Annotated in this window: 9 protein-coding genes; 3 read left to right on the top strand and 6 right to left on the bottom strand. The window is 54.9% G+C overall.

All coding sequences use genetic code 11. The annotated features are described in order from the left end of the window. Nucleotides 1-140: 140 nt before the first annotated feature. From CKW26_RS15500 to CKW26_RS15480, 5 genes are all read right to left on the bottom strand, one after another. The gene (locus CKW26_RS15500) at nt 141-1,061 is read right to left on the bottom strand and encodes a LysR substrate-binding domain-containing protein (RefSeq protein WP_007911372.1); all 921 of its coding nucleotides are present in this window, start codon (nt 1,059-1,061) and stop codon (nt 141-143) included. A 73-nt stretch (nt 1,062-1,134) separates the two neighbouring features. Further along, the gene (locus CKW26_RS15495; RefSeq protein WP_095049245.1) at nt 1,135-3,231 is read right to left on the bottom strand and encodes a DUF6311 domain-containing protein; all 2,097 of its coding nucleotides are present in this window, start codon (nt 3,229-3,231) and stop codon (nt 1,135-1,137) included. Then, nucleotides 3,228-3,614 carry a GtrA family protein gene (locus tag CKW26_RS15490; protein ID WP_095049244.1) on the bottom strand — a complete coding sequence of 129 codons (387 nt, stop codon included), beginning with the start codon at nt 3,612-3,614 and terminating at the stop codon, nt 3,228-3,230. Before CKW26_RS15490 ends, CKW26_RS15495 begins: the two co-directional genes overlap by 4 nt. Then, nucleotides 3,611-4,321 (bottom strand): bifunctional 2-polyprenyl-6-hydroxyphenol methylase/3-demethylubiquinol 3-O-methyltransferase UbiG, encoded by a 711-nt coding sequence (locus CKW26_RS15485; protein WP_095049243.1) that lies wholly within the window; start codon nt 4,319-4,321, stop codon nt 3,611-3,613. Before CKW26_RS15485 ends, CKW26_RS15490 begins: the two co-directional genes overlap by 4 nt. Before the next feature lie 3 nt (nt 4,322-4,324). Beyond that, on the bottom strand, nt 4,325-5,290 hold the full coding sequence (locus CKW26_RS15480) for a glycosyltransferase family 2 protein (protein ID WP_095049242.1): 966 nt from the start codon (nt 5,288-5,290) through the stop codon (nt 4,325-4,327). Nucleotides 5,291-5,566: 276 nt separating this feature from the next. Between CKW26_RS15480 and CKW26_RS15475 the strand changes: the two genes are divergently transcribed. Next, complete coding sequence (locus tag CKW26_RS15475) at nt 5,567-5,758, top strand: DUF1508 domain-containing protein (RefSeq protein ID WP_016984684.1); 192 nt, start codon at nt 5,567-5,569, stop codon at nt 5,756-5,758. 117 nt (nt 5,759-5,875) lie between these two features. Here the strand turns inward: CKW26_RS15475 and CKW26_RS15470 are convergent, their stop codons facing one another. After that, nucleotides 5,876-9,376 (bottom strand): glycosyltransferase, encoded by a 3,501-nt coding sequence (locus CKW26_RS15470; RefSeq protein ID WP_095049241.1) that lies wholly within the window; start codon nt 9,374-9,376, stop codon nt 5,876-5,878. 978 nt (nt 9,377-10,354) lie between these two features. Here CKW26_RS15470 and CKW26_RS15460 point away from each other — a divergent pair. Continuing rightward, nucleotides 10,355-11,659, top strand: coding sequence for an HD domain-containing protein (locus CKW26_RS15460; protein WP_177409258.1), 1,305 nt, complete (start codon nt 10,355-10,357; stop codon nt 11,657-11,659). Then, nucleotides 11,646-12,830, top strand: coding sequence for a DNA methyltransferase (locus tag CKW26_RS30380; protein ID WP_305883318.1), 1,185 nt, complete (start codon nt 11,646-11,648; stop codon nt 12,828-12,830). The genes CKW26_RS15460 and CKW26_RS30380 overlap by 14 nt, the downstream gene beginning before the upstream one ends. Nucleotides 12,831-12,845 lie beyond the last annotated feature (15 nt).

The raw sequence follows: 12,845 nt of genomic DNA, 5'->3' as shown, positions 1-12,845 counted from the left end.
GTCGTACATATAGCACATGCGGTTCACACTAAGCCCTGTAGGAGCTGTCGAGTGAAACGAGGCTGCGATCTTTTGATCTTGGGATTTGAAGATCAAAAGATCGCAGCGTGCCGCAGCTCCTACAGGGGGAGTGTTATAGCTCAGGATGGCGTCAGTGGCCGTTCGCTCATGAACTGCTCCAGCCTTGAGCGCAACCAGCGCTCGGCCGGGTCGCTGTCGACGTGGCTGAGCCAGACCATCGACAAATCCAGCGTCGGTGTTTTAAACGGAAACGGCTCCTTAAACAGCAATCCGGAAGTGGCCATGGCTGCCGCCGTGTAATCCGGCAGACTGGCGATCAGGTCGGTGCCGGCCAGTAGCGCCGGCAACGCGCTGTATTGCGGTACCGACAGCACCACTTGGCGAGTACGACCGAGTTCGGCCAGCCACTCATCGGCAAAACCACTGACGTTGGCCGTGTGCGAAACCAGTACATGGGGGCGCGCGCAATATTCATCCAGCGTCAGCGGTGTATCGCTGGCGTCGGCGCGCAGGATGCTCGGCTGGATGTGCCGCAGCAATTTGCGCTTGGCATTGGCCGGCAAGCCCCGGGTCTGGCTGATACCGACCGTGATATCACCCGCTGCGAGCAGATCGGGGATGCGCCAGTAATCGACGTGTTGCACCACGAACACCACGTTCGGCGCTTCCTGGCGCAACGCACGCAACAGCGGCGGCAACAGGCCGAACTCGACGTCATCGGACAGACCGATGCGAAAGGTCATGGTGCTCACGGCCGGATCGAAATCGCGGGTCAGACTCAGCGCGACCGACAATGAGTCAAGCGCGGGCTTGAGATGGCGGAAAATATCTTCGGCACGCGCTGTCGGCTCCATGCGGTGGCCGACACGGATGAACAGCGGATCATTGAGCATGGTGCGCAAGCGATTGAGCGCCGAGCTGATGGTCGGCTGGCCGAGAAACAGCTTCTCGGCCGCCCGGGTCACGTTGCGTTCGAGCATCAAGGTCTCGAACACCACCATCAGGTTGATGTCAGCCTTGCGTAGTTCATTGCGGTTCATCCATTGCCCCCTGCCCCCCGGAATACCGGCAGTGTAGAAAGCGCAGGGCCCCGCCGTCCATCGCCACGCAGCGTCAGTTCACCGTCAGGCGTTTCAAGCCCAGCGCCATGATCCGTGAATCATCATTGATGCCCAATTGTTCCGGGCTGATGGCGTCGGGCAATTGCAGCTCGATCGTCAGGCGATCGTTGTCTGCCAGATGCTGACGGATCGCAGGACTGATCGGGATCTCCAGATGATTATCCTGATGTTGCACCAGCCGCGTGCTCAGTACCTGCTCGCCATTCAAACTGACAATCACTCGCTGCGCCGGGTGTTGCGGCAAAACGAATGCCATGACCTCCAGCGCAATCGAGCGCGCCTCGGGTGACACCCGCAAGTCGACCTGCGCCTGCTGTCCCGCCGACCATGTACCCCAGTTTTCCGGGGTCGACCAACCGCTGGTCAACTGCCGGGCGGAGTAGTTGAAGATCAGCGCCTGACCGGGACGCATCAGTGCCAGCAATGACATTCGGCGTCCTTCATCAGGCACGCTCAGGCACTGCGAGCAACGCTTCCAGCCCGGCGCCAGCACCACCAGACCATCCACTCGGGTCAGCAGATCCGTTTCACTGTTGACGCTTTTGGCGGCATCGGCCAGCACGGAGTCGTCGAGGATGTACAACGAGTCGGCATCGTATTGCCCTGATTCGAGCATGTGCTGCGTTTTCTGCCGAGCCTGATCCAGCGCTGTGGAACTCATGCGTCCCAGATAAACAGCGTCGGTTTTCAGACCATGGGTCGCAGCGAAATCGGCAATCACTTGCCAGCGTTCGGACTGATTCTGTGGCATCAGACTGCGCACCTTCGAGTAATGCGCCGCCGCACTCGCCCAGAATGGATCACGCATCAGCGTTGGCCATTGTGCGGAGGGCGTCATCATTTTGCTGTTGCGCAAGCCCATCCAGCCGTTGCGTGTGTCGACAATCTGTATCGTCAATGCCAGCGCCAACAACGCGACGACGATACGTGGCCGGTAACCGCGCACCAGCAGGAACATCACCATCAGGATGAGCGCGTACAACACGGGCCAGAACATCCGCCCCGACGCGCGAAAAATATTGGCCAGTTTGAGGGCGATTTTCGGCAGCGGATAGCTGAACGTGTGCGCGCCGACACCGATCTGGTTCGATAGCGCAAACAACGATAAACCGATCAACGCCAGCAACAGCCAAGGGCGAACGCGAAGCTCATCCTTCAGCGGCTGGCGATTTCTAAGCAAGGCAATCAGCGCCAACGGCACCAGCAACAGCACACCCAACCCCGGATAATTAAAGCCTTCGTAATCGCCGCTGGCTTTTGGCAGATCCGGCAAGATGAACGACCAGCCCGCTGGATCGAGTGGCGACAACAGGTTCATCCGGTACAACCCGAAACCGCCGGATTGCCCGCCGTCGGCAATGGCAAAGTAACCGGCCTGCCAGCAACACACACTCACCACGGCAAACAGCGAAACGCCTTCAAGCAGCCCCTGACGCCGAGTCAGTTGTTGGCTGAAAGTTTTGCCGAGCAGATCTGCTACCCAGATCAGCGCCACCATCGCCAGCAGGTACGCATGCACCATCGCCGTCACCGCCAGTAACGCGCCCCAGGCCAGGCGTCGTCGAGACAAGTTCGGCAACAACGCCAGGTACAGCGCCGCCAGAATCAGAAAATGCCCGGACAGGGAAAGGTGTCCGCCCATGCGCAGAAACATCGGCGGTGAAACCACCAGCAAACCGGTACCCAGCAAACGAATCAGCGGATTGCCGGTCATCAGCCCCAGCAGTTTCCAGGCGAACCAGGCTTGCAGCACGAAACACGCCAGCAGCCACAGACCGAAATACTGGAAGGTCGCCGGCAACCACGCATTGAACGGTTTGAACAGCAACGCCAGCAGCGGATTGGAGTCGGAAAAGATGATCGAACTGCCCAGCTCCAGACCATAGGAAGGGTTGAGTCCGAGCGGAAAGATCCAGGGTGAATGACGAAAATATTCCCAGCCCAGATAATGCGTCGCCGGATCGCCCTGCTCCAGCCAGGCAATGTTTTGCGGATCCAGCGCTTGCGGTCCGATCACGCAGAAAAATGCCAGAACGCCAAGCAGTAAAGGCAACACGCCCAGCGCCGGATGGTTTGGTGACGCCTTCATCGATAGGTCCAGAAATAGTGCAAGACAAAGGTGAACGCCGGAATCGTCAGCGCCACCGCAACGATGCCCAGCAGATAGTGCAGCCCGGCAACCTGCGCGGCCCAGGCAACGAACATCGCGAGGAAAAAGCCGCCCACGGACACCAGCAGAAAACGCAGCAGCGTTCGTCCGTGCAAGCGGGCAGAAAAACTCCAGGTGGTGTTAATCACGTAGGAAACCACCGTCGCCACGGCAAACGCCACGCCATTGGCCAGCGGCGGTTGCGCAGTAATGAAGTTGATGAACAGCACCGCCACCAGCGCATGCAGCGCAGTGACAAACAGCCCGGTCACGGCAAAGCGCAAACCTCGCTGAATCAATGCTGTTTTTTGCGCCGAGGTCACGGTTTGCGCGCCAGCACGAACACACTCAACCCGGCCAGACGGTTGATGCCCATCAACGGCAGTTCAAGACTGCATAGCGTCTTGAGAACACCGTTCACCAGCGGATGATGACGCTTGAGCTGTGAACGCGGCGTTTGGGCTTGTGCGCCTTGCGGCAGCAAGCGCAACGCCGCAGCGATCGGAAACACCGCACCGAAATAATAGGCACCGCGCTGCACCGTCAAACCGGCATCACGCGCCAAGGTTTCGAACTGCGCCAGGGTGTAGCGGCGCTTGTGCTCGAGAAAGTCATCGTGGCCACTCCACAAGAACTGGAATGCCGGTACCGTCATCAGAAACCTGCTGCCCGATGGCACTTTGTCGACGTACATCTTGAGCAGACCGAGGTCATCATCGACGTGCTCCAGCACGTCCATCAACAACACCAGATCGGCCTCGATGGTTTCGATCCCGCGACGGTAGTGCACCGGTTTGCCGGCGGTGGTCGCGCTGGAGTCGGCGGGGTAGCTGATATCCACGCACCATGCTTCGCGTGCATCGGTGTGCGTCAGCAAATGGTGGGAGAAAAATCCCGAGCCGGCACCGACATCGAGGATTCGGCTGATGGGTGCATCTCCCAGCAAACGCCGGGTGGCGGCGGCTTTTGAGCAGTAATACCAGTGCTCGTTGATGGCGTCGCCGAGGATGTCGGTTTCCTTGAGATCCATGTGTCAGTCCTTGGGGTCATAGACGCGACGCACCAGAAAAACCGGCCGGCGTTTGGATTCGATATACGTGCGGCCCAGGTACTCACCGAGCACACCGATGCCGATCAATTGCAGTCCACCGAGAAAGGTCACGGCCACCATCAGCGAGGCATAACCGGGCAGGTCGACACCGTGAATCAGCGTGCGCACGACAATGAACATGGCGAAGGCAAAAGACACCAGCGACACCAATGCGCCGACATACGTCCAGATCCGCAACGGTTCAGTGCTGAAACTGGTGATGCCTTCCAGCGCAAAGTTCCACAGGCGCCAGCCATTGAACTTGCTCTGCCCCGCCACGCGCTCCGGGCGCTCGTAATCGACGTGGGTGGTGCGAAAGCCGACCCAGGCGAACAGGCCTTTCATGAAGCGCCGGGATTCCGGCAGGGTCAGCAAGGCATCGACCACGCAGCGATCCATCAGACGAAAATCGCCGACTTTCTCGGGCAAAGGCTGTTCAGCGATCTTGTTGTGCAGGCGGTAGAACCAATGGGCCGACGTCTGCTTGGCCCAGGTATCGCTGCGACGGCTGATGCGGTGACCGAGCACCACTTCAAAGCCTTCTCGCCAGCGCTCGATCATCTGCACAATGACCTCGGGCGGGTCTTGCAGATCAGCGTCGATCGGCACCACGATCTGCCCGGTCGCGATCTGCAAACCGGCGGACAACGCTGCTTCTTTGCCGAAGTTGCGGCTCAAATCGACGATACGCAGACGCGCATCGTCCCGCTGATGTTCAAGCAGGAGCTCAAGCGTGGCATCTGTACTGCCGTCGTTGACGAACACCAGTTCAAGGTCGATCAACGCCTGCGTCTGAAAGACTTGATTGATTCGCCGCAGAAACGTGTCGAGGCTGTCCTCTTCGTTAAAAACGGGGACCACCAGCGATAACGTCACCAGCCCGGCCTGTTGCTTTCCGTGCTCAATCAAAGGAGTGCTCTTCTTATAGTGTTTGTCGGTCACCGAACAATATTCGACGCCATGAGCCGTCCCGTATTAAGCAGCAGCGTCGACGGTGTTGCAAGGATCAGACGGCGTCATTTTGGCCAATCCACAGGCCTATTGCTGCGCTCTAGCCCGCGTCCTTCAGAAACATCCGCGAACGATTGGAAACAAATGTCCGATAGCCAAAAAAAGCGTCTGCGCTAGGCTTGCGAGCATGCGCCACACCGGCTGTCGCACAATGAATCGCATGGAGCGAACTGAATGTATTTCGAGATTTACAGGCAATCCAGAGGCACCCCGAGCACCGGCAAAGGACAATGGCGCTGGAGACTGAGAGCGGGTAACCACGAGACCATCGCCAGTGGCGAGTCTTATGTGAACAAGGCGGATTGCTTGCATGTGATCGGGCTGATCAAGGCTGTGCAGGGGGAGACGCCGGTCAAGGAGATCTAGCCGCTCTGCACGATCCTGCAGATATGAAAAAGCCCCACAGTTTTAAGGCTGTGAGGCTTTTTTTCGGGCCGGTATCGAAAGACATTGAAGAAGCAGCGCGCAACGCTGGCCTCTTGCTCAGTCCGCCAGCCAGGCATTTCGCCACGCCAACAGATGTTCGTCCTTGAGCATCCAGTGATCGAGTACAACGCTGCGCAGGGCGTCTCCAGCCTTGGCGCTGGCATCGGGTTCAGCCAGATGTTCGCGAATAGCGGCAATCCAGTCTTGCGAACGGTTCCTGACCCTCGTCACCGGGAAATCACCACGATAACAAGGGATGTCCGAGCAGATCACGGGGAAACCACAGGCGCCATATTCCAACAAGCGCAAATTGCTTTTGCAGGCGTTGAAAAAGTTGTCTTTCAGAGGTGCCAAAGCCAGGTCGAGGTTCAGCTCAGCCAGTCTTTGCGGGTATTTTTCGATACTCACCCCCCTATGGAACTCATGGACATAGGGACGCAGTGCTGGTGGGCACATCCCCATGAACACCCATTCAACTTCTCCTTCCAGCGCACGAACCACTTCGGCAAGGACTTGCAGATCGGCGCTGTGACTCGAGCCGCCGGCCCAGCCAACCCGAGGCTTGCGGCCTTGTTGGCGCTGGCTGGTCAGGTCGCTCCACCAATGGCTCGGCAGACGGTTTTCCATCACCCGGATGTCGGCATTGAACCCCTTCAGCGCATTGGCCAGCGGCTCGGTAGACACCACCAACCGATCGCACAGCCCTACGGCTTTCTTCAAGCGTTTGGTGATGTCTTTGGGCAGCAATTCGTGGTTCAAGTTGCCAGCGGGCACGTCAAGAATATAGTCATCCAGCTCGTAAATCTTGAACGCCCTGGAGAATGCCTTGGTGTCCTGCATGTACTCCAGATGAGGCGTTGTGTGCTGTCCCTGGAAAATGATCGTGTCCGGCGCAATGCGCTCCAGTTCTGTCGGTTGCAGTCCCTCGTTGCTCACCGTTCCGCCGATCAGCTGCGCGGCTTTCAGGGCAGCGAAAGGCTGACGCACGCGGTAGTGTCCGCTGCCGAAAGAGTCGAGAGGGTGGCACAGCACGTGAGGCAATTCACGACTGGCAAACGGGTGCCAATCAGTGTCGGTGCGGTATTTGGAGGAGAAGCCACTACCCTCCAGGGTCAGGTTGCGGTTGTAGGCCGGATCGTTGGCGATTTGCGCAAGCCAACGCTGGTACATCACCGACTGTTCGCCCTTGAATCGTTTGCGCTTGGCTTCCTCCTTGGTCGTGTCGACGTTGTTCTGGCTCACACTGGCTTCGTGAACGAGCAGCGCATAAGGCGTCCAGACAATCAGCCGTTCAGCCTGGCCGACTTTCAGGCACAGATCCACATCGTTAAAGGAAACGGCCAGGCCGACCTCGTCCATACCCCCCACTTGCTGGTACAGCTCGGTGCTGATCATCAGGCAGGCGGCGGTGACCGCGCTGTAGTTCTGATCAAGATGCAAGCGGTGAAGGTAGCCGTTGGACTGCATTGAATCGCCGATAAACGGGTGGTCTGCAACACCACGCAACCCGAGTACCACACCTGCATGCTGAACAGTCCCGTCGAGGAATAACAGTTTAGCGCCCACTATCCCCACTTCTGGCCGCTGGGCGTGATGGAGCAGTGCACCAAGCCAGTCGCCATCAATGATCGCCGTGTCATTGTTGAGCAGCACCAGGTAATCGCCGCGGGCATGGCTGGCAGCAAAATTATTGATCGCCGAATAGTTGAACGGGTGCGGATAACGCAGGATGCGCACCTTGGGATTGTTCAACAGCTCCATACCGTTGAACCAGTCCCGGGCCTCGGCTGTTTCGCTGTTGTTGTCGACGATGATCAGTTCGTAATTCGTGTAGCTGGTTTTCTCCATGATGCTTTCGATGCAGCGCAGCAGCATCGGCAGGCAGTCCTTGGTGGGAATGAGGATCGACACCAGCGGCTGTTCCGCATGTTGGTAGACCACACGATTAGCCATTGGCAAAGGTCCGGCCAGCAGCTCATGCGCCACGCCCAGGCGCTGCAAGTGCGCCCCGACGATGGCTGCCGAGTTCACGATGACTTGCGGTTCACCGAGCCACTGAGGGAAATTGATGGCCTGATGCACCAGCACATCCGCGAGGTGCCCGACAGTGCCCAGACCGTGAGCTTCAATCAGCCGAAAAAGCAAATCATGGGGCGCCAGTTCGTTGAAGGCTGGATCAAAGCCGTCGGCAGACAGCGCGGCCTCGCGACTGAAAGCCAGTGCGCGGCCGACATAGGGATAACTGCGCAACATATCCAGATTCAAATCCGGCTTGAATACCGGACTCTGGCAGCCTTCAGCGGTCAGTGAGTCTTCATCGCTGTAGCATGCGCTGACACCGGGATTGAGCGCGATGCCTTCGGCGAGCAAAAGCAGCGCGTGGGGATCCAGTTCGTCTCCGCCACGCAAAAGGTACCACCAGTCAACGTCGATCTCCTGCAACAGTTCATTGAGCTGGCTCGGCCAGGATTCGGCCAACGGTAGCCAGACCAGATTATCGGCCGGCGTCACGCCTACAGGTTCGGCATTGGAGAGCACCACGATGGCCGCCGCCCGATAAAGCTGGCGGTCAATGCTTTCCAGGCTGGAACGCAACAGTCCGATATCACCCGTAGTGTCGGTCAACACCAACAACACGTCCGGTTGCCGCGGCCAGCTCGCCAGTCGCGCGGGCAAACCTTCGACCTCGACGGCGGCCAGTTGCCGACTCGCCAGCCAGCGCTGATAAAGGTCGATATTGCGCTGCTGCCGGCCAACATTCGCCAGAACGCCGAAAAACCGCTCTAACGTGTGTGCCAGGGTACCGTCGAGCTGGCCACTTTCAACTTCGAAATCGCTGCCCGTCAGTTGAATCCGCTCCAAAGGCGCAAACACTTCAATGCGCGCAAAGAACATGGTGCCGGCAAAATAATCCGCTTCGTTGATGCCCTGCGGCTCAATACCGCCACGCTCGGCCAGGGTGACAAGCAACGCGCGGTTGCTTTCGCTGAGGAATCGGGTGACTGGCACCAGGTATCGCTGAGGACCCAGCATCGGCACATGCACCGGGTCGGCAAGGTGTTCCAGCGCTCGACTGAATCGTACCGGGTCTAGCAGATCATCGAATAGTTCAACGCCCCAATCGATCGCCCCGCCCAAGTGCAGCGAACGCTTGGTGTGCAGCTTGACCAGCGTGCGGATATTGTCGGCACGCAAGAACGGCAGCACCCGCAGAAACGGCAAAACATCCCTGCCGTGATTCGGCACCCGGTATAGCGAAAAACTCAATGTGCTGGCCGTCAGCTGAGCACATATCTCATCTTCACGACCGGCTACGCAGGTTACGTAGAGGTGCAGGCGTTCAGTCAGTTTAATCAAACGGCGCAGGATATCTTTCAGCACCTCGGGGTAATACGCATGGATAACCACGCCGACTGGCGGCTCGCCATCCTCGAACGCTGGCGGCTGCGCAACCAGCACTTCGCAGTCTTCGACGTGGGGTGCGGCGCTGCTGCCTGACCTGACGGACTGACGTTCAGAAACGCGGTGAGCACCTTGGGCTGATGGTGGAATTTTCATATTCAAACCAATTCAAATAGGGAGCGTGGCTGGAACTCGCTGGATGCGCCTTTCACGGCCGAGGTGAGCAAGTATCCACTTTAGTGAGAGCGCTGGCCTCATGACTGGACAGAGGATAAACGACGACAGGTCGTGATTTGGCGGCCGATCGCTGGCCAATAATGACAGCCCCTACTCTGCGAGCGCGGCTCTAAATGGGTCGGTGAGTCCTGTGAGCGTTGTGTCTCTAATGTCGGCAGAGGCTGTGTTTACTTAAATTGCCTCTCTGCCGAGGACCTCACCATGCACGACGCGCTTCAGCGCTATCGCAACGAATGCTGAATTCGCAGAAACAAAAAAGCCCCGTAGATTTTCATCTACGGGGCTTTTTCTATGTAATGGCGGAGAGATAGGGATTCGAACCCGATCAGACGAGACCGCAGACCGCTACTGCCCACTATTGGTGGGGCTAAATCCTCGTTTAAAAGGGCCAGCAACGGCCTATAACGGTCTGCGATTTGCCCTAAATTTGCCCTAAAAATACCTCCTCGATTGGTGGTGACTTCCTCACATGAGCGCAACGCATCCCGATGAAAAAATATCTTGTTTAGGCGATTTACTGCAGCTGGGTCGCCGTCAAGGGCGCTCGACCCTGCAAGCTTGCACTGTGATCTTGACCGGGTAGACATGCGGGCGCTTGGAGTTCAACGCCTCACCTACTTAGGTACGGCCTCTATTCGGTCTGCCGTTGCCGGGGAAAAGCCTACCTGGATATCCAAGGAAGGCTGTACATGATCCTTGCTCAGGCGGCTTTGCTTGGTCTGGCACTGACAGTGCTGACCAAAGATGTCGACATCAAGGGTGCAAATCGGTCAGTCATGGGCGTAGCGTCCCCGGCAGCATGGGGATCGCTTGAGTGGCATGTGATATACGCACCTTTAGCGTGTACAATTGACCAATTTGGGTTTACGCCCCGCTACATTTGAAATGAAGGGCCATATGGAATTCCACGACATCTTGCATGGGCTCATGAGGTTTTCAGATGAAAGCCTAACTTCGTTACTCGCCGATCTCATAGATAGCCCGGAGATTCACAGGCTACGAAACATGCGTCAAATGAATTTTGATGTGCCTCTTATCCAAGAACTCGGAAGATCTAGACGTCTCCCCCATTCGATCGGGGTCACTTATCTTGCTGTAGAATTAGCGCACAAAAGCAATTTAAGTATAGATGCAACAAAGGCGCTACTCGCCGCGGCAATTTTACATGATGCAGCCATTCCACCGTATGGCCATCTCGTGGAATCTGAACTCAAACGTGTAGCCCCTAACTTTAATCATGAGGAAACGCTGTCAGCTTTAATTAGCGGAACGCTCAACAAAGATAATGCGTATCTAGAAATTGTTCCAGGCAAGCAGTTGCAACTTGAGAAGATCCTGCGCAAACACAACGTCAATCAGGATGCGGTAATTAACCTAGTTTGTCCAAAACCTGGATTCCACAGCGCTGTATCCGCGGACATTGATATCGATAATATCGACAACGTTCATCGAATGGCAGCGATGCTTGGATGGGACAATGCTAGAGAAAACATAGTTGAACTGCGCAAATGCATGAAGTTGAACGAAAAATCTGGACTCATTTTTAGCGAAGCAGCTATTGAACCACTAAAGAAGTGGATAGATTTCAGACAACGCATCTATACAATGATAATTGCACACCCTGAATGCATTCCATACAACGCGCTCCAAACGGATTTAGTTCGTCGAGCAGTTGAGAACGAAGTGATCACACTTGAAAATTGGCATATGACTGAACCGGAGTTTGAGGAGAAACTTCGCAAACATCCAAGCACAGCGACTTTGGCACAGCAGATCATTTCCGGATGCCAATATCACCTTATTGATTATGTATGGTTTAAAAACTTTCATACTTCCAAAAAACTTAAGAATGCGGAGATTGCTGAGTATATTTCCCATCGTGTGGATGTACCATTCAATGATCCGACATATTTCGTATGGAATGAAAAAGGTCTGATTTGCCGTGAAATCAATATACCTCTTGACAACGACAAGGGGACAGTCATTCTCGGCAAAAACTCTACTAGCTGTATGATTTCGCTGATTAAGACGACACCAGGCAAACCTAAAATGTTATTGCCAGATATAATCGAATGGAGAAAAAAGGTTACGGCTGCATTCTGTGATCTTTTTGAAGTCGATATTTTTGAAGCTGAGTTCCCGGAAACATATAAAGGAAGCTTCTACGCCGAAACGGATGAATTCCCATTTGAACTTAACTGAGCATTTAGAAAATATAGATTGGTCGTTCCCAAATCTCAGCAATTCGGGAATTCACTCACTCCATTGGTATCCAGCAACCTATATTGCGGCGATTCCCGGCACGCTAATTCCTGCTTTTACGCAAAAAGGAGATATTGTTTTAGATCCTTTTAACGGATCTGGAACAACGGGAGTAGAGGCAGTCAGACTAGGTAGAAAATTTATTGGGATTGATACAAACCCAATTGCGTTACTTATGACCGAAGCAAAACTTTACTTTCCTGACCCAAAGAGTCTTCGAAGGCAAATTGAAGTTATTATCAATGAATCTGAAAATCTTTTTGGGACCAAACTAGCAGAACCTCATCCTCACGAGGAAGAACTGCGTGCATGGTATCACCCGGACACCCTTTTCATATTAAATCGATTGTTAGCTTCCATACTTGAAACTGAAAGCCTACAACTTAAAAAGTGTTTGCTAGCGATTTTCTCCGGAATTCTGAAAAACACTTCTTCACAGGGTCGTCATTGGGGATGGGTTTGCGATAACGTAAAACCAAAACCGTCCGAGATAGTTCCAAAAGATGCACTATTAACATTCCGCAACGCCACTAATGAATATCTTAAAATAACTGAATTTTCTCACAAAGCAGTTCAAGTTCACGTAGAGAAGGAATCGAGAATACAAACTCGATCTCGTTACAAACTACTTGCTGGCGACTGTGTCGCGAACATGGAGTCTATCCCGAACGATCACATTGACTTCATCATGACCTCTCCACCTTATTACGGTGTAGCCGACTATGTAAAGTCACAACGACTCAGTTACTTGTGGTTCGATAAAGACGAGCTTGCTGCTGAACGCCTAGGTTTTAGAGACTTTGAGAAGCTTCGCTCTGCTGAGTCTGGGGCCAGATCAAATCGTTCTAGAAAAAACAGTCATGAATTATACATGAGCTTCATGGCCAGTTTTTTCAAACAGAGTTTTCGCGTACTTAAAAAAGGCTCATCTATGGCGTTAGTCGTGGGTGAATCGCAGGCAAGAGCCTCGACTACCGACGAGTTAATACTTTCAGCAATCAATCAGGGATTCACTCTCGCGCTAAGGAAAGAAAGAAACATAAAAATAAGTCGCAGACGCTTAATGGCAAAAGTTAAATGCGAAGACATTCTTATATTTATAAAAAATTAAGATCCGAGGGAGTGG

This window comes from Pseudomonas sp. Irchel s3h9 (assembly GCF_900187475.1).
In the GTDB taxonomy this organism is placed as follows: Bacteria; Pseudomonadota; Gammaproteobacteria; order Pseudomonadales; family Pseudomonadaceae; genus Aquipseudomonas; species Aquipseudomonas neuropathica.
Note: the sequence above shows the minus strand (reverse complement) of the source record. Positions and strands in the feature narration are given on the sequence as shown.